Below are 18994 nucleotides of genomic sequence, written 5' to 3'. Positions count from 1 at the left end.
TTTTAATTGAAGAATCATTTTTACAGTGTTTATGATTAAAATTGTATATTTAGTAGCAGTATGATTAGAAGGATATAAATGAGAATGATGATAGCAACCAATAGCATTAAAAGGATTGATAATAAGCAGTAAAAAAAATTTTTCTGAAAGAAGGGTAAGTTGAGAATAGAATCTGTAACAGCAGAAAGTCCTAAACCAGCTAAAGATAAGCCGACAATTCCATTTAAAAAGGCAATCCATGGGCCCAATATACAGAGTGCGATACCGATTCTCATTAGCCACTTCACTTGATTGTTATCAGTTTTAAATATTTTTTTCATTGATAGGACCACCCTTCATAATGATATGAATTAATATTTATTTTAATATACTACAAAATTAATTTGATGTAATCTTATCTGTCTTCTTACTGGTTAAATTGATAAGATCGTTTAAAATAGACAAAGATAAAACGAGGTGTTATTATCAATTTGAAAAAAATAATAGCTTTAGTTAGGATATGAAAATGAAAAAATATAAAGATTATATGAATGAAACCCTTTCTGTTCTTGGTAGCCTATCTTTATGTTTAATAATCTTGTCATTCTTTATTAAAGATAGTTTAGTCAGTTCGATTTTTTATGATGTTAGGATTTATCTGTTAGGCATATTCTTATTGAGACCAATTGTACAATACTTTAAAGCAAAAAATAAATAGCCTTACAATGAACTTTTTGGCAGTTCTACAGAGTAAAGCTATTATTAATAATCCACTTAATCGACAATGTTGTCTTACTGACATTGTCGATTTTTTTGGATAAAATAATATATCGTTTGACATTATACTATGTAACGTATAGTATTGATTTTGAAAGGAGTGAGTTGATGAATATACAGATGAAAAAAGGGTTATTAGAATTTTGCGTGTTAGCGACGCTGAGGACATCAGATTCTTATGGTTACCAAATTATTAAAGACACCTCAAGCGTGATTGAACTTTCAGATTCAACTCTTTATCCCATTTTGAAACGACTAGAAAAACAAGGCGCTATTGAGAGTTACAGTGTTGAACACAATGGTCGATTGCGAAAATATTATCACATAACTGAGGCGGGATTAGTAGATATTCAAGAATTTTTAGATGATTGGCAACAGGTAATAAACGTTTACGATTACATAAAGGGAGTGTAACGATGAGTAAGAGAAAATTTATTGTAGAGCTAGAAGAAGAACTTAAACATTATCAAGCGGCAGACATTGATAATACACTTGATTATTATGACGAGATGATTGATGACCGTTTAGAAGCGGGCGAATCTGTGACAGATATTATTCTAAGTTTAGAAAATCCAAGTCAAATTGCGATACGTTTGATTCAAAATGACCGACCAAAAATACAAAAAAAGTTATCGACACCAATAATCGTTTTGATTGTCATTTTACTTATCCTAGGAGCACCTGTATGGGGACCGCTATTGCTGACGGCTGCTATTCTAATTGCCACAGTTTATTTTTTAATATGGTTAGTACCAATGATTGCAGGCGTAATCGCTACCTCATTTATTATCAGTGGCGTGATTAGTTTAGGACTATCGCCATTTGATATGTTTAATCAAGGTTTTAACGTTGGATTGATGCAATTTGGGGTAAGTTTTGTAATTGTAGGTGTTGGTATTTTATTCATCGCAATGACCTGGTATTCAACGAAATATTTAATTAAATATTCGATTAGTCTGACACGCTGGTTAATTCGTTTATTCAGAAGACAATTGAAGGAGGTCGCTTAAAATGATTGAATATATAAGACGTAATTGGTTGAAAATTAGTTTATTTCTGATCTGGTTTGGCGCTATAGTCATGTTTACTAGTTACGCATTATCAGGTTTTGATTTGTCAGTATTTAAATATGAGGGTGAACATAGTTGGTTCCGAACGTTTTATTTCTAAATGACCACGTCTGATTTAATAAATGTGGTAAGTTAGAATTACGGTAGTATAAAAGGGCATTAAAATCCATTTTTAATAGGATTTCGATGCCCTTTTATTTTTTTGGAAAGACGATTAAATAGTGCAAGCCGTAAACGTTTACATAAGATTGTTGTGATGTTACAATTAATTTGTGCCGGGGGCGGCATATTATTTAATAGGTTATTACTTACAAGGGGGCATGACAAATGAAAAAGGGGCTAACTATCGCAACAACAATGATAACGTTGTTCACGCAATTACCATTATCTTCTGTGTTTGCGCAGGACCTTAATCCAACGACAGAAACGTCATCTTCAAAAGCAGCTACGGCGTCAACTGCTAAAAAAGCGACAAAAGCAGAGACAGGTATGACTCGTACTGGAGATACAAATACGGATCTTACAGTTGAAGCACAGAAAGATACGATTGAAGCTGGCCAATTGGCTAATTTTAATTTATATTTTAAAATTTCAGGTAAGAACACCTCATTTACCAATGCCGATATAAAGGTTACGTTACCAAGTAATTTAAATGAAAATATGACATTTACGCAAGATTTATCAGAACTTAAAATTGCGGGCGTCACACCAATTTATGATAAAGATAAAGGTGTATTGAATTATCATTTTGATACGCTTAATGCAAGAACAGCAAATAAAGTAATTATAAAAATAGGAACAGCAAATGGCGCAATTATGCCTAATACAAAATTAGACACAGCAGCAACATTTACTGGAACGGATCAGAATGGCGAAAATAAAAGCTATGATTCTAAAACTTCAATTAATATAACAGCAAATAATAATTATGCTATGACAAATAAAGTTACTAGTATTGAAGGACAAACATATAATAATCCTAATCGTGGCGATATTGTAAACTATGGTGTAGGGGTTAGTGCGCCGAAAAAGGAATTAGGCGCACTGTATGTTAAAGAAGGTTCTAAAGTTAACGTGACCTATAAATTAGGCGCTGGAATAGACTACTATGGTGTAAAAGATGGCGCACAAGAACCGAGTGTCAGTACAGATGGTAGAACATTAACCTGGGAATATACAGCACCAAGTTACGCTGAACAAAAAGCAGCTGTGACTGATTTCTTTGAAAAAAATGTGACTATCCAAGCAAAAGTAACTGACAAGGCTGCCTATTATTCACAGATAACGAATACAGTGAGTTCAACAGCAACTTTCCTTGATGGTAGTGTAAATAGTACAGCACCAATTAAATCAACGGTTATGGTTATGCCCAATGATCCTAAGGAAGTTCCAATTCCAATTCCTGGTGGATCAGCATTTCCAACTAATCATTTAGGACCAAAAGATGGAAACGGTGGCGTGGCATCAGCTACATTAATTGACCCGGATGTGACAGTTAACGATGATGCTTATCTAAGTTATGGATTAACATTATCCTCACAAAATGCGACATCACCTTATATTGGATTTTCTTATTATAATATTTATTATGATGTGGATACGCATTTAAATCTTGATAGTTTTACAACGGGTAATTTTTATTACATGCCAAACAATAATTTACCAACTTTTTCACCAACAAAAGCTAAAGTACCATTTGCTATGTTGGTAAAATACGAAACAGATGGAAAAGTTGATGATAACTGGACATTACTCAATATGGATATGAAGACTAACGCCAATTACACACGTGCTCAGTTAGGTATTCCGGATGGGAAAAAAGTGGCTAATATTTGGCTGTGGTTCCATGATGAGAAGATAACAAAAGTTCCAGCAAATAGAGACATAGCTGCATCTGCAACCTATGATCCAGAAAGTAAAAAAACCGTTAAAATGGCTCCAGCTGGATTGTATAATAGCGGGATGAAAGTTAACGCAACGATTGATAAAGGATTCACTGGTCAAATAACTAATAAAATGGATATGACTTTCTATGGCGTTCAGGCACCTGATGAAACAGGTTTTGAAGCAGCTCGATATGTTGATTACACATCTAACCCATGGGCAGAGGCATTTAAGGGTGAAAATGGTCAGGTTTATACAGATCGAATTGCGCCTCGTCACGTTGAAGTCGCAGCAAAAACAACCGGTGAAACAAAAGTTGTTAAAGCTTCAGTTAGTTTACTAAATACAGTCGGAAGTACAGTTAATGAAGGTGAAAATACTGTCTTAACTTCAATAGAAAATAATAAGGCATCAATTTCACCTTTATCAGGACCTTATCTGAGTTATGTGCTATTACCAACAGGTGTAACGTTCAAAGAAAGCGTTGCTTCAACGAACTATAGCGCTGAATTATATGATAAGGATTACAAAGGTACTGGAAGACAACTCGTTAAAGTAACAATGAATGGCGACAAATTAGTAGCCGGTAAATTCCTTAATGGTCAATTTAAAATTAATATTTCAAAAGATGCGACACCTAATATGACATTTAACATGACAGGAACAATTGGTGATACTGATTATACAGCTGTGAAACCGACAGGTGATGAACCACTTTTAACGGATACAGTAAAATCTGTTGATACAGATGATATTGATAAAGATGGTAAAACAGACACACCAATTATTAAAACAGGTAATTCATATGTGTTAAATCAAGAATCAAATATTGATGTTGATGCAAGTATTAAAGGTGATAAAGATGATAAGTTTGGCGATTTAGGTAATGTTACAGTCGGCAAAAAAGCCACTTATCAAGCAACATTAACAAATAATACAGATGATAAAATTACATCAATGCAGTTCTTAGATGTTTTACCATCTGTCGGAGATTCAAATATTACCGATGGTGCAGCACGTAATTCGGCTTATGAAATGAAATTAGATGGGGCCATTACTTTACCAAGTGCATGGGAAAATAAGATGACTGTTTTATATAGTACATCTAAAAATCCTAAACGTGCCGGTATATTAGATAAGAATACAAATTATCCAGCAGGAACGGCTAAAATTGTTGACCCAACTGGGGCTGAAGATGCAACTTGGGTAACAGCTGATAAAGTAGCTGATTGGTCAACCATTCATTCATACAAAATTACGCTTAATGACGGAGTTGAATGGGCCCAAGGTAAGGGAGTTACATTATCATTTGATCTAGTTGCGCCTAAAGAATCTGAAATTTCAGATTCAACATTAATTAGTAATAAACCAGCTGAAACAACGAAAGTGTCACGCGCTGTTCAAGAAACACGTGGTGCTTACAACAGTTTTGGTATCGCAATTAACAAGTTGCAAGTTGTTGAAACTGGTGCAATAGGCACACAATTAATTCGTGCTAGCGCTGATGTTACTGCAAATTATGTAGATGTAGATGGTAATAAACTTGCTGATGATGTTGTCCAAAGTGGGTACTTCGATGATCCATATACGACAACTCAAAAAGAGATTTCAGGTTACGACTTTGTAAAAGTAGAAGGTAACGTTTCTGGTAAGTTTGGGGCTGATGCAGTAACAGTTAACTATGTTTATAAGAAAACTTCTGCACCAGTGACTGTTAAATATGTCGATGAAAATGGTAAATCGGTAGCTGATTCAAAAGAACTTACTGGTGATTTTGGTGATGTTTATACATCAGATGCTGCTGTTATTTCAGGATGGACATTGAAAGAAACACCAAGTAACGCAAGTGGTAAGTTTACTGCTGATAAACAAACAGTCACATATGTCTACGAAAGAGCGGATGCGGCTGACGTTACAGTTAAGTATGTCGATGCAGATGGAAAAGAATTAGCAACATCAGATGTACTTTCAGGAAAAGTATCAAATCCATACAGTACAACTGCTAAAAATATTTCAGGATGGACGTTGAAAGAAACACCAACGAATGCAAGTGGGACATTTACAGAGACCGCACAAACAGTCACATATGTGTATGAAAAAGCGGATGCAGCTGATATCACGGTTAAATACGTTGATGTAGACGGAAATGAATTAGCTAAATCAGATGTGCTTTCAGGAAAAGTATCAAATCCATATAGTACAACCGCTAAAAATATTTCAGGATGGACATTAAAAGAAATACCTGAAAACGCAACGGGAGTATTTACGGATAAAGCTCAGACAGTTAAGTATGTGTATGAAAAAGCAGATGCTGTCCCTGTTACAGTTAGATATGTTGATGGAAGTGGGAATGATTTAACTAAAGCTGATACGCTTTCAGGAAAAGTTGGGGATGCTTATACAACTGATGCCAAAGTATTATCAGGTTGGACGTTAAAAGAAGTACCAAAGAATGCACAAGGAATATTCACAGATGCTGCACAAACGGTTACGTATGTGTATGAAAAAGCAGATGCAGCTGATGTGACGGTCAAATATGTAGATGGAAAAGGTAACGAGTTAGCAACATCAGATGTTTTATCTGGTAAAATTGACGCTGACTACAAGACAACCGCTAAGGAATTAGTAGGTTGGACGTTAAAAGAAACGCCAAGTAACGCCAACGGAACATTTACGGATAAAGCCCAAACAGTTACGTATGTGTATGAAAAAACAGATGCTGAAGCTGTAACAGTTAAGTATGTAGATGAAAAAGGCAACGAGCTAGCAACACCAGATAATCTTTCTGGTAAATTAGGAGATTCATACAAGACAACTGCTAAACGTATTGCAGGTTGGAATGTTAAAACGACTCCTAAAAATGCAGAAGGAACATTTACAGATAAGACTCAAACAGTTACGTATGTTTATACGAGATCAGCTGCTAAAGATGTCACTGTAAAATATGTTGATAAAGATGGTAATGAATTATCAGCTTCAGTAACATTCTCTGGTAAGATTGGTGACGCATATACATCTAAAGAGAAACAACTTTCAGGTTGGATGTTGAAAGAGGCGCCAAGTAATGCTAAAGGTATCTTCACGGATACGGCACAAACAGTCACGTATGTTTATGTTAAAGATGAAGATAAAACAGTAGTGACACCGCCGGTAACACCACCAACAGATAATTCAAAAGGAAATACAACAACAGAAACGTTGACGGATGTTCCTGAAGGAAACACTCACTCAAATACAGTAAGCAAAGCAAATAATACAAAGAGTGATACAGGAAATCTTCCTCAAACAAATGAGGCAACAAGTCTTTTGGTAACGTTATTAGGTGCTGCATTACTCGCAACATCAGTTATCTTTATGATAGGTAGAAAAAAATCAAAAAAGGCTAAAAAGTAAAATTCTAAGATTATAGAATGAGTAGAAGAAGTCTTAAGACCCCTATGTCAACGAGTGTTGGTGGGTAAATTTTGGAAAGACCAATTCATTTTCGAATTGGTCTTTCTTTTTTTATTTTCAAAGAGAATTCAAACATAATTCGGTCGTGTAAATGTTGCCAACACCAATAAATGGTATCAAAATGAAGAATAATGTTAACGCGGGAATTATTCTTAAAAATTGTAACCTGTTACGCTTAAGGATAGTCAATATACTTAAGCGGATTCAATTAATGCTTTTTGGTTGACTGTGACGTAACGAGATAGTCTATGTTGATAATATACCGCAAGTACTAATTATTGAGGCTGTTGATGAAGCTTATGCCACTTCAAAAAAAGTCAATTAAAAAAAGATCAGCAGGTTTTTATCATGATGGGGGGTTCAGTAGAGACCTTGAAAAGGTATTCAAACTGGGAGATATTCAAGAGGCACATCGCTATGGCATGAAATCTGACCAATTTATAAATAAGGAGAAAAAATGATTAATACAAATAACAAATTAAATGAAGAGATTATTGCACTAGAAAAGGGTGCGTTGGATAAGTGGTTCAAAGGGGACACTTCGGGTTACCTAAATATTTGGTCACAAAAACAGTTTTCGTATTTTGACGGTGCTGTTAAAAGACGTGTTGATAGTTATGAAGACATAAAAGAATCAGTTTTAGCTAATGTTGAAGGAAAACTATTTGCTGACAGTTACGATTTTGAATATCCACGAGTGCAAGCAGTCGATGATATGGCTGTTTTAACATATCAACTATATGCAAAAACGACGTTGATTGATATGCAATACAATTGTATTGAAGTTTATCAAAAAGAAGAAGATGGCTGGAAAGTAATCCACTCAACTTGGTCATTTATTCGACCAATGGATATGGATTTTGGTAAAGCTAAAAGTATTGTTTAAAAAGGTGAAGTTAACCTTTATTCACGATATACTGAAACAGTTCTCTTAACTATTTTGAAGGCACAAAATATACACAATTAGTGATTTACAAAAGAATGCCGACAAAATAGAGTTTGCTTCGCATTGACCTTGATGTTGCGAAAAAGTTTTACAAGAATAATTATTAATACAAATCGGAATAATCAGTCAGATAACATAAATAATTTAAATTGGAGTAGATAGAAATGACGACACATAAAGTACACAGTTGGTTAGGCGTTCCCTATGCCAAAGCTGAAAGATTTGCTGAACCAGAGTTGGTTCCTTTTGATGAAACAAAGCAGTATGTTAAGTATGGACCAGCACCTTTGCAGGCTGGCGATACAAGTTGGCTGGGAGCCGTTAGCGGACTTAGCGAAGATTGTCTAAACCTTAATATTTGGGCCCCTGAAGACATGGGGGAGGAACCATTACCAGTTGTTGTTTATATTTTTGGTGGTGGCTGGGTGTTAGGATCAAATACACAAGCAGTTTCTGACGTATCAGGACTAGCTAGTACTGGTCGTGTGATAGGCGTTTCTATTAATTATCGCCTTGGACCGTTTGGTTGGTTATCACTAGCACAGTATGGTGGTAAATTAAAAGATGCAACTAACCTTGGTCTTAAAGATATAATAACGGCTCTTAAATGGATTCAAAAAAATATTGCTTATTTTGGCGGTGATGCTAATAATGTCACAGTTACGGGACATAGTGCAGGTGCTTTTTCATCATTAGAACTATTATCAGCGCCTAGTGCTGACAATCTTTATCATCATTTAGCAGCTTTTTCTGGTATGCCTTCTCGATTAGTGCCTCAATGGGTGGCGCAAGAGCGTGCTCTAAAAGTGTTAAAACATTTTGACTGTGTTAATAATCCAGAGCACTTATTACAGGTCGATGCTTATGAATTAGCTGAAGCAATGAATGCAACTCAATCACCTGATCCGGGTACTCCACATGGCATTGACAATGATGTGATAGCTGTTACTGACGATAGTCAACTAATAAATGGGGTTATAGCTGATCACCCGATGCATGTTCTTGAATCTGGGAAACACAAAGATGTAGATATTCTATTTAGTAGTACCACAGAAGAAACTTTTTATTGGGTCTTAAATCGGACAAAAGATTTTGATCCAGTGACCCTTGACAGGCTTACAGAGCAATTTGCCCACAGTATGCGTATTCCTTTATCTAGAGCCCAGCAAGTAATCAATTCCTTTGCTGATGATACTTTGAAGCCTGTAGAGGTAAGGGGATTATTATTAACGCATTTATCCTTTACATTACCTCAAATTCGTGGAGCAGTGGCTCATGCTAATGCAGGTGGAACATCACATGTGTTAGTTGTTGCACCTGTCAAAGGAGCGGAAGTCGCTGTCCATGGAACAGAGATGTACGGCATTGTTGGACAGATTAGCCCTAATGCCAGTCAAGAACAAATTGATCGGGACAATTATATTAAAGACACGTTATTAGATATGGCGGAAGGTCATTCCGATCTTACTTGGGACGCTGTTAAAGTAGATAAAATAAGTGCTAAAGGAATTGGAAACATGCCTTATAATGCTACAGAACATAGTTTGGATATTCTTGAAATATTTAAAGGAATAGACCGTCCTTAATAGTTTATAGCAAAAAGTGGAGGTCAATTCATTGTTGGCTAGCTGACTCAAATTGGTGTTTTTTGGAGATAACAAGTATGACAACAGTTTAAAGATGTGTTGGCTTCTCGCTTCCGCAGACGACCGAAAGCTAAAACTAGCGGTGATTGTTTTTGATAGCAAGACATAATTTTTTGACCTTTTAAATTTTGTTCGGATTAATTATAGATTTTGCATTTCTGAATAATTGGTGGAGAAAACTATATATTATTGTGAAACATTTGAGGATTTTCTTGGACTTAGAACGAATAAAGGGAGATACAAGGACTTGGACCGAAAAACATTTATTTCTAAAGACGTTATTTATGTAATGATAGCCACTTTTTTCTATCAATTTAGTATTCAGTCGGTAAATCCGTTAATCAGTGGCTATGTTACACATTTAGGTATTACTAGTACTCTAGCAGGTTTAATTGTTGGTATTATGAGTATTACTTCATTATTTTTAAGACCTATTGCTGGAAATCTTACCGATAAAATATCAAAATATGGGTTAACATTTATTGGTGGTATTCTATGTGCCATTAGTGATTTTGGATATATGTTTTCTTTTAATACTGCTTGGTTATTCTTTTTTAGAGTCATTAATGGGGTTGGTTTTGTCTTATGCACTGTATGCTTGGCAACCTGGTTGGCTTTCTTGGTGCCGCGCCAACGTGTTGGTGCGGCGATGGGGTATTATGGGTTGGTAAACGCTCTTTCTATGGCAGTTGCCCCAGTTTTGTCACTTGAGATATATCAAAAAGTAGGGTATAAAATGATTTTTCTTTTGGCCGCTGTCAGTGCGATTGCCGTGGTAATCACAATTCAGTTTATTGATAATCGAGCCATGCCATCTTTCGTTCGTAAGGAAGCGACACATTTTAAGCTGATTCAACGAAGTGCATTACCAGTTGCATCAATTTTTGCTTTAATTTCTATTCCATATTTTGCGGTCCAGGCTGACATTGTAATGTATGTTCGAGCAAGTAATCTAAATATTACTGTTAGCTTATTTTTTGTAATTTATTCAATTGTTTTGATTTTTAGTCGAATTTTATTAAAAAACTATTTTGACAGTATTCCCTTTGGTGTTTGGTTTTATATCTGTATGATTGTGACTGTGGGCTATCTTTTTTTCTTAACCATAATGCATAACAATTTAGAGATGGCGTTAGCTGCGGCTTTGATGGCCATTGGGTTTGGAACAATGGTTTCTGTTTGCCAGTCTACAGCTCTATTATTAGCGCCTTTGCAAGAACAGGGGCTGGCTACTGCAACTTACTATTTGGGGAGTGACATAGGAATGTCTTTAGGACCAATTCTAGGTGGCATTATTACAAATATTTTACCAATAAAATTACTTTTTCCAGTTATGATTTTAATTGTTCCAGTAGCTTTTAGTATCTATTTTTTTAATCATAAGAATTTGAACAGTGCGATTAGACATGATTAGTACTAGGAAAAATGTGATGAACTTAATTTGAATAGTCTCGGAAACTTTCAAGTTTTCAAAAAAAGAAGGCTCGTAATGCGAGCCTTCTTTTTTATACATATATATTAAAGAAAATGATGTTGTTTGTGTGTCTGTTACGGCGCCAATTTAAGCGATCATTTATAAATGTTTAGTTGTCAAAGCCAAGGATGCTTATCCGCATCATGATAAGCATATTTCGATGAAGTATATGATGCATTTACATTTGATAACAACGTATGATGAGCAAGCATTTACCTTAGAGAAATTAAAAAAACATGGCGCGACCTCTATCAGAGGACCACGTCATGTGCCGGATGATTTAGTAGCGTTGTTGAAGTAGATAACTAATTAGTTTATTATCACATTGATACTTTAGAATCTCTGTTTAGAGATGTTTTTGCCAACTAAGCACGCGATTTTGCATTCCTTTGAGATCTAAGATACCGTTTGCAAATCCTTTACGAATTAATTCTTCTGGTACATATTCATCATATTTTTCAAAAACAGGCACTTCTTTTTCATATACCAATGCCAAAGGATCAAAATCGGTAGCTGCTTCTTCTGCTACGATTTTATAAAATTCTGCTTCACTGACAGACATGGTAAATTGTAGGTAATATGGTCGTGATGAATTCATGCCTTTCAACCCAAGACGTTTACCACAACGGATTTTCAGAAACCGCTCAAGCGCAAGGAACGCGTAACTGCCAAGCCATGGAAACAATGCCCACATTTTGCCACCAAGATGAACCAGTGGACGATTAGCCATTTCTGCCTTTTTAAACGTTTCTCTGGCTTCTGCTAGACGGCCTCTAGCTTGTGGCATTAAGTAGGAATAGTCTTTTTGCTCTGCAAGGACATCGTGCATACGTTCTAGGATTCTGGTGTGAATATCCCCAGCGACATCTCCAAAGTAGGCTGGTTTGTTACCTTTAACGAGCGTACAGTATACCTCACGACGTTTGTGATCAACTTCATCGACAACCCATACACGTCCTGCTATGGCAATCTTGTCACTGACTGGTGGTGGCTTGACAATTGTACCTAACTCTTCTGATCCTGCACGGACTGTATATTCGATGTTTTCTTGAAAGACCCCATAAAATTTGTAGTTGTTAACAATACGTTCACCAGCAAGACCAACAATTACACCGCCATTTTCGGTACGATTGATATGATCGATTGTGATCAGATGACGCAGTAAAGTTCCGAAGTCCTCTTGATTAATTCGATGAAAAGCAGAAAGCGTTAGGACGCGTGAAGCAAGTTCAGCAAGTGTCATTTCGCCAGATGATGCCAATGTACTCATTGTTTGGTGATAAAGCAGGGAAAAAGGCAATTTGTCTGTTTTGGGTGGTTCTACAAAACGTTCTTCGATATATAATTGTACGAGAGCGATACCCTGAATAAGGTACCAGGGCACCAAATCTGGTAGCATAGCACGAGCTTCTGGGTGGTCTTCGCGCATAACAAACCACATTTCAGAAGGGTCACCTCTTCTGCCGGTTCTGCCCATACGCTGTAAAAATCCGGAAACCGTAAATGGTGCATCTAGCTGAAAGGCGCGTTCTAGTCTACCAATGTCGATACCAAGTTCTAGTGTTGCGGTGGCACAGACGCTCATGAGAGAATCAGCATCTTTCATGGCTTCTTCAGCACTTTCTCGATAGGCTGTTGAAAGGTTTCCGTGATGAATAAGAAAACGATCCGGTTCGTTGTTGACTTCACAGTACTGCCGTAAATTTTGACAGACTAATTCACACTCTTCTCGCGAGTTAGTAAAAATGAGGCATTTTTTGCCACGTGTATGTTCAAAAATATAGCCTATACCTGGATTTGCTGCCTTTGGAGCTTTATCTGTGGCAGGTTCTAAAGCAGAGGTAGGTGGGGCTGTTATCACGCTATTTATCGTCTCGTTAGCTTGTGGTTCTGAATTAAAAAAGTGTTCGATTGACAGTCGCCATACTTCTTTTCCACCGTCAAACTTTGGGATGATAGTTTCTCTGCCACTACCTGCGGCAAGAAATTTACCCGCTGCTTTTGGATTTCCGATTGTAGCTGATAATCCTATTCGTCTTGGATTACTGCCCGATAGTCGACAGAGGCGTTCAATTAGCGAAAAGGTTTGTCCACCACGATCCGAACGTAAAAGTGAATGTATCTCATCAATGACAATAAAGCGTAAATCACCAAAAAGGGCAGGGATTTCCATAGACTTGTTTATCATCAAAGCCTCTAAGGACTCCGGTGTAATTTGTAAAATACCGGCTGGTTTGCGTAGTAATTTTTGCTTTTGACTTCGAGGGGCATCCCCATGCCAACGTGTGACTGGAATATCAGCTTCTTCACAAAGCTCATTTAATCGACCAAATTGGTCATTGATCAAAGCCTTTAAGGGGGCAATATACAGTACTCCAACTGAGCTTGATGGTTGTTCATCAAGTAGGCTTAGAATAGGGAAAAAAGCAGCTTCCGTTTTCCCAGAAGCAGTAGATGCCGTTAAAAGAACATTCTTATCTGTGTTAAAAATGGCATCTCCGGCCGCATTTTGAACAGCGCGCAGGGTTCGCCAGCCAGACCGGTAAATGTAGTCTTGAATAAAAGGCGCATATCGGTTATATATATCCATGTGAATACCTCTCAAATTGTAAATTCAGAAAAATTGTCAGCCACTTTGTTAGAAACAGCCTCTGATTTGGCATAAGAAAACTCATCAGAATCAAATATTGTGTCAATGGATAGATTTGGATTTTGATATAAAATGTCTAATACCTCAATGAAATCACGGATAATCTCGCGTGGGGTAATATTTAAATCTGCTCCGATGCGTTCATATTCAATTCGGATAAAGGTGGCGAGGTTATCGTCTGTCATCTTTTTTTCATAACTATAGAGATCTGCATGCATAATAGCCAACTTTTCACATAGAATTAGCATCTCTTCAGCTGTTAATGGTTCTAACTTGATGACCGGGGCCAACAAATCTCTAGCGCCTGGTTTTGAAAACTTACCTTCAGCTAGACGAGAACGCAGGGCCTCATAACTATAAACACCGCGACGTTTATCTTCTATAGCTTGTGGAGTAGTTCCCATGATGATACCAAGATATTTAGCTTTACCTTGCAGTGTGTCATTGTACATCGTTAACAGTTTTTCATAATTATATTGACGCGTGATACTATTTGGAATCTTATAGATATTTACCAGCTCGTCAATCATAATTAGCATGCCAGAATAACCAGCTAATCTAAAGAAAGCAGCGAAAAGTTTTAAATATTCATACCAATTATCATCTGTAATAATAATATTAATATCTAAGTCCTTTTTGGCTTCACGTTTTAAAGCATATTCCCCACGGAACCAGCGGATGACTTTTGCTTTCAGTTCATCGTCGGCGTTGACATAGGCATGATAATAGGAAGAAAGTAATTTAGCAAATTCAAAGCCGTATACAAGTTCACTGACTGAGGAAGTGACTGTGTAAATATTTTGATCTACCATCGCAGTCAACCGAGGATCACCTGGGGTTAGGCCACTGTCGCTGGCTGCTTTTGTTTGAACGCTGCTAATCCAACGATCCAAAATTAAGTTAAGTGCACCACCTTCAGGTTTTGTTTTTGTAGATAGATTACTAATTAATTCGCGATAGGTTGCAAGACCTTGACCTTTTGATCCTTGAAGACGTCGTTCTGGTGATAAATCTGCATCGACAACAATAAAGCCACTGTTCATCACGTAATTACGAATCGTTTGCATCAGAAAACTTTTACCTGAGCCATATCTACCAACAACGAAGCGAAAAGATGCACCGCCTTCTGATATGATATCGACATCGTGTAAAAGTGCCTGAATTTCATTTTTTCTACCCACCGTAACGTAAGGTAGTCCAATTCTAGGGACAACACCACCCTTTAAGGAATTTAATACTGTTTGTGCAATGCGCTTTGGTACTTTTTGAGTTTGTTTTGTCATTTCATATTTCTCCTAATTATTTCAATTAAATCGTCCCGATAGTCTTCAATAAGAAAGATGGTATCGCCGTCACATTGTAGAGCTGAGTCGCCGATGTCATCAAAAAGCGTTTCATTTAACGTGTCGGTAATCACTTCAGGCATGCCATGCATATCACGGATCATGTCTGTGACAGATTCGCCTCGAACTAATAAGCTTAATAATTCTAACTGGGTCTTGCTTAGTGACAGCGTAGGCTCTGAATCAATAACAGGTATTTTTTCGAGGCCAGTCTGTTCAGTGGATGGCAATATGTTATTATGCTTTGGTAATACGTTTTCAGAAGTATCTTTTTCTTCGTCAGTTAACAAACTGTCTCGTGTTTCAAACGCATCGCTTCTAATTTTATCTAAATTTGAAAATTGAATGGTAACCTTAGGCTTATCTGCTTTCAAACGAGAATCACGGTCAGCTGCAATGACAGTTTTAACGTACGGTGCTGCCCAGGTTTCTGCATCTCGTGCTTTTAAAGGATAACCAGTTTTTAAATAAAGTCGTAACATACGATCTGTTTCACGCAAAAGACCATCTAACTTTTCTTGATGAAAGTTAAATTTTTGGTAACTCTGTTCGTACCACGCATTATCTTTGTAGGTATATTTTCGGATATCATTCAACTTGTATATAAGTGGCTGTTGTGGCGTTACTTGGTAATATACGGCGTTGCCTAGAGGGTACCAAAGATGAGAATGTATTGTGCCAAAGCACGCAGAAAATAAGTTATTATCCATTTTTATAGCTGTTCGCCACACTTGAGCGAATAACTGTGTGCCGTGTTTTTCATGTTTTTTAAGGACAGCTGATGCCAAAATTTTATGTCTTCCAAAAAGACAAAGCGCATCAAATACTGCTTTGTCTTCATGCTTTTCTGGATCACCTAAAATCATGATTGCATTATCTCTTTGTAATTTTTCGGTATCAGCGTACTGATACGTCGTGTCTGGTTCTATACCATTTATTACTGCTAGTTCAAACAACCATTTATGGCTGTTTAAGCGTATACGATTATCTCCAATACCGGAGTCCAGATAATTGATTTCAAATGCTTTTATTTTTTGTAGGCTGTCTATCACGGATGATGTGCCTATGCCATTAACCAACTCATACAAATATAGGTATGCAAGTGAGGTCGTGATTTTTTTATAAATGCCTTTTCGGATGTTTGTTCGCCAACTAAAATAGCCGCGTAATTGTTTCAAACCAAGATCATGGTAGGTTGTAAAGTAGCGGTGTATGTCGACATTGTAGGAGAAAACATCTTCGTAGTCGGCCATAAATTGTCCTTGGACATAAAAATTCCGGCATTTTTGCTTGAAAGAGTTATCACCGTAAGCATAGAGTTGGCTCATTTTTATCATTTTTTCAGGAATTTTATTTTCTTTGACATCAGAAGTCATTCCCTTAAACGTCAGAGGAACCGCGTGGTATTGTTGCTGTTGTATAGGTTCAGGTTCGGCGTTTAGAACAATCGTATTACCGCTTTGTTCGTTCTTTTCAAGTGCATTATCAAAAATACGATATATAACATCTGGGTCTGTGCTGTCGTCAAAATGGACGCCTAACCACTTCGGACCGCGCATTCGAAAAGGTGACGAAAGGTAAGACGGTAAAATATCAGTTGGTATTTCCTGTGCGTATTTGATGTCACAACGCTCGATATTATCACCAGAAGTAGCGTTTTTTTGACGCATCAAAACAGCCACCCATTTATTTGTGCTGGGATCTACCAACACCGAAAAACTAGGGAATTTAGGCCATTTGTATTGTTCGATAATATTATATTTTTCCTTGGCGTATAGTACTAATTCAGATAAATTCATGTTTTCACCAGAGTATTCTGTTATTTATAAGGTTGGTAGCCATACGTCCTAAATATTTACGCAAAGATAGGTGAATAAACAACTAGGACAGTTAAATTCATCAATAATTTTTGTTATTTAAAATGTATACTACCGTCAGTATATGATGTACCGTAGCGTCACAGTCAATATCATTTTCCTTTTCATATGATTTTAATATCTTTATGACAAAATTATTCAAATTATAGGTCTTGCGCAAATTTTGTATAATACAGGTATGGGACATACCTTTCACCGCTTTCAATTAGTTTTAGTCAACGAAATTGTAGAGCCAGTCTTAACGCCAAAAATGGGGTTAAGACTGCTTTTAATTTACCGCTAAAACCGCTATACTATTAGTATAAAATCAATAAGGAGTGTGTGGAAAATGACAAAAAGAGTTCAAGGTTCTTGTACATCAATTTTAGTTGGTAAAAATGCTTCAATCGACGGTTCAACAATGATTTCTCGAAATGATGATGGGCATGAAGCTTTAGATCCACAACGTTTTGTTGTTGTACAACCTGAAGATCAACCACGTAATTATCAATCTGTTATTAGTGGTGTAAAGGTAGAATTACCAGATAATCCAATGCGTTATACCTCAATTCCAAACTCACTTTTAACAAACGGAATTTGGCCTGCAGCGGGTATCAATAGTGATAATGTAACGATGTCTGCTACAGAAACAATTACAAGTAATCCACGTATTCAAGGGCTTGATCCTTATGCTGCTGGTGGAATTGGTGAAGAAGATCTTGTAACGCTCGTCTTACCATATATTCATAGTGCTAAAGAAGGGGTTGAACGTTTAGGCGATTTACTCTTAACACATGGCACATATGAACCAAATGGTATCGCATTTTCCGATAATGATAGTGTTTGGTGGCTTGAAACAATCGGTGGCCATCATTGGGCAGCTGTTCGTATTCCGGATGACGCTTATGTTGTTGCACCTAACCGTCGAAATATTGATATGTTTGATTTTGATTCAGAAGACACACTTTGTTCTGAAGATTTAAAAGTCTTAATTGATAATAATAAGTTAAATCCTGATTTTGAGGGTTACAATTTACGTCATATCTTTGGTAGTGCATCAATTAAAGATACGGTCTACAATAATCCCCGTACATGGTACGGTCAACAATATTTCAATCCTGAAATTATTCAAGATCCAATGGATCAAGACTTACCTTTCATTTGTCATGCAAATCGTAAAATTTCAATTGAAGATGTTAAATTTGTTTTGAGTGCACATTTTGAAAATACGGAATACGATCCTTATGGTAGTGCGCCAGAAGATATTAAAACACGATTCCGTCCAATTGGGATTAACCGTAATCATAATGTACATTTATTACAAGTTCGTAATGATGTACCTGATGAGATTGCTGGGATTCACTGGTTAGCTTATGGTGCAAATACGTTTAATACAATTGTGCCATTCTATGCGAACGTTAATGACACACCAGAATCATATAAAAATGCGACAGGTGAATTTGATTTAAATAATATGTATTGGCTCAGTTGTACAACTGCATTGTTGGGCGATACGAATTATGACTTCTACGTAGATATGCGAAATACATTTGAACTTGAAGCAATGAGTGCTTACCATGAAATTCAAAATGTTGCTGATAAGGCAGTTAGTTCACAAGCAAATATCACAGCATTTTTAGAAGAAATGAATAATAAGTTAGCTACAGAATCATTAAAACGTCAAACACAATTGTTAGGTGAAATGGTTATATCTGGTTCCGAACAAATGAAATTACGTTATAACTTAAACGATTAATTATAAACAAAATGAAAAGTTATCATTAAGTTGATAACTTTTTTTGTAACAATTATTTTAATTACTAGATTTAGGCAGCACTTTTGAGTAATATGGTACCATTTCATATGCTAGTAAAAATCAAATTTAGATCACTTAAATATGGTTTATATAATTCTTA

Annotated in this window: 12 protein-coding genes; 8 read left to right on the top strand and 4 right to left on the bottom strand. The window is 36.4% G+C overall.

Features of this window, described 5'->3' with window-relative positions; genetic code table 11:
• Positions 1-35: 35 nt before the first annotated feature.
• Entirely contained in the window at positions 36-320 is a 285-nt protein-coding gene (locus AC1RPX_RS00315; RefSeq protein ID WP_481760897.1) for a hypothetical protein, read from the bottom strand.
• A gap of 544 nt (positions 321-864) precedes the next feature.
• Here AC1RPX_RS00315 and AC1RPX_RS00310 point away from each other — a divergent pair.
• The 7 genes from AC1RPX_RS00310 (at position 865) to AC1RPX_RS00280 (ending at position 11169) form a co-directional block, all read left to right on the top strand.
• The gene (locus tag AC1RPX_RS00310) at positions 865-1170 is read left to right on the top strand and encodes a PadR family transcriptional regulator (RefSeq protein ID WP_409021630.1); all 306 of its coding nucleotides are present in this window, start codon (positions 865-867) and stop codon (positions 1168-1170) included.
• A 2-nt stretch (positions 1171-1172) separates the two neighbouring features.
• Positions 1173-1766 carry a DUF1700 domain-containing protein gene (locus AC1RPX_RS00305; protein WP_481760896.1) on the top strand — a complete coding sequence of 198 codons (594 nt, stop codon included), beginning with the start codon at positions 1173-1175 and terminating at the stop codon, positions 1764-1766.
• 387 nt (positions 1767-2153) lie between these two features.
• Complete coding sequence (locus tag AC1RPX_RS00300; protein WP_481760895.1) at positions 2154-7103, top strand: MucBP domain-containing protein; 4950 nt, start codon at positions 2154-2156, stop codon at positions 7101-7103.
• 350 nt (positions 7104-7453) lie between these two features.
• Positions 7454-7624, top strand: a complete 171-nt coding sequence (locus AC1RPX_RS00295) for a hypothetical protein (protein ID WP_481760894.1) — start codon at positions 7454-7456, stop codon at positions 7622-7624.
• Positions 7621-8049, top strand: coding sequence for a nuclear transport factor 2 family protein (locus AC1RPX_RS00290; RefSeq protein WP_481760893.1), 429 nt, complete (start codon positions 7621-7623; stop codon positions 8047-8049). The genes AC1RPX_RS00295 and AC1RPX_RS00290 overlap by 4 nt, the downstream gene beginning before the upstream one ends.
• Before the next feature lie 224 nt (positions 8050-8273).
• The gene (locus tag AC1RPX_RS00285; RefSeq protein ID WP_481760892.1) at positions 8274-9695 is read left to right on the top strand and encodes a carboxylesterase family protein; all 1422 of its coding nucleotides are present in this window, start codon (positions 8274-8276) and stop codon (positions 9693-9695) included.
• A 349-nt stretch (positions 9696-10044) separates the two neighbouring features.
• On the top strand, positions 10045-11169 hold the full coding sequence (locus AC1RPX_RS00280; protein WP_481761137.1) for an MFS transporter: 1125 nt from the start codon (positions 10045-10047) through the stop codon (positions 11167-11169).
• 406 nt (positions 11170-11575) lie between these two features.
• Here the strand turns inward: AC1RPX_RS00280 and AC1RPX_RS00275 are convergent, their stop codons facing one another.
• Genes AC1RPX_RS00275 through AC1RPX_RS00265 form a run of 3 tightly spaced genes read right to left on the bottom strand, consistent with a single transcriptional unit; the run spans position 11576 to position 17021 of the window.
• On the bottom strand, positions 11576-13819 hold the full coding sequence (locus tag AC1RPX_RS00275) for a DEAD/DEAH box helicase (protein WP_481760891.1): 2244 nt from the start codon (positions 13817-13819) through the stop codon (positions 11576-11578).
• A gap of 11 nt (positions 13820-13830) precedes the next feature.
• Positions 13831-15162, bottom strand: coding sequence for an ATP-binding protein (locus AC1RPX_RS00270; RefSeq protein WP_481760890.1), 1332 nt, complete (start codon positions 15160-15162; stop codon positions 13831-13833).
• The gene (locus AC1RPX_RS00265; protein WP_481760889.1) at positions 15159-17021 is read right to left on the bottom strand and encodes a TerB N-terminal domain-containing protein; all 1863 of its coding nucleotides are present in this window, start codon (positions 17019-17021) and stop codon (positions 15159-15161) included. The genes AC1RPX_RS00270 and AC1RPX_RS00265 overlap by 4 nt, the downstream gene beginning before the upstream one ends.
• Before the next feature lie 406 nt (positions 17022-17427).
• Between AC1RPX_RS00265 and AC1RPX_RS00260 the strand changes: the two genes are divergently transcribed.
• A complete protein-coding gene (locus AC1RPX_RS00260) occupies positions 17428-18834 on the top strand; it encodes a C69 family dipeptidase (protein ID WP_481760888.1) in 1407 nt (468 codons plus the stop codon).
• Positions 18835-18994 lie beyond the last annotated feature (160 nt).

It is taken from the genome of Dellaglioa sp. CoH-56-MRSF-14 (genome assembly GCF_056782115.1).
The sequence above is the reverse complement of the archived record's forward strand: the minus strand, read 5'-3'. Positions and strand labels throughout refer to the sequence as shown.

Coding starts and splice junctions, on each gene's coding strand:
- AC1RPX_RS00315 (WP_481760897.1), bottom strand. CDS start 320: ATGAAAAAAATATTTAAAACTGATAACAATCAAGTGAAGTGGCTAATG.
- AC1RPX_RS00310 (WP_409021630.1), top strand. CDS start 865: ATGAATATACAGATGAAAAAAGGGTTATTAGAATTTTGCGTGTTAGCG.
- AC1RPX_RS00305 (WP_481760896.1), top strand. CDS start 1,173: ATGAGTAAGAGAAAATTTATTGTAGAGCTAGAAGAAGAACTTAAACAT.
- AC1RPX_RS00300 (WP_481760895.1), top strand. CDS start 2,154: ATGAAAAAGGGGCTAACTATCGCAACAACAATGATAACGTTGTTCACG.
- AC1RPX_RS00295 (WP_481760894.1), top strand. CDS start 7,454: ATGAAGCTTATGCCACTTCAAAAAAAGTCAATTAAAAAAAGATCAGCA.
- AC1RPX_RS00290 (WP_481760893.1), top strand. CDS start 7,621: ATGATTAATACAAATAACAAATTAAATGAAGAGATTATTGCACTAGAA.
- AC1RPX_RS00285 (WP_481760892.1), top strand. CDS start 8,274: ATGACGACACATAAAGTACACAGTTGGTTAGGCGTTCCCTATGCCAAA.
- AC1RPX_RS00280 (WP_481761137.1), top strand. CDS start 10,045: ATGATAGCCACTTTTTTCTATCAATTTAGTATTCAGTCGGTAAATCCG.
- AC1RPX_RS00275 (WP_481760891.1), bottom strand. CDS start 13,819: ATGGATATATATAACCGATATGCGCCTTTTATTCAAGACTACATTTAC.
- AC1RPX_RS00270 (WP_481760890.1), bottom strand. CDS start 15,162: ATGACAAAACAAACTCAAAAAGTACCAAAGCGCATTGCACAAACAGTA.
- AC1RPX_RS00265 (WP_481760889.1), bottom strand. CDS start 17,021: ATGAATTTATCTGAATTAGTACTATACGCCAAGGAAAAATATAATATT.
- AC1RPX_RS00260 (WP_481760888.1), top strand. CDS start 17,428: ATGACAAAAAGAGTTCAAGGTTCTTGTACATCAATTTTAGTTGGTAAA.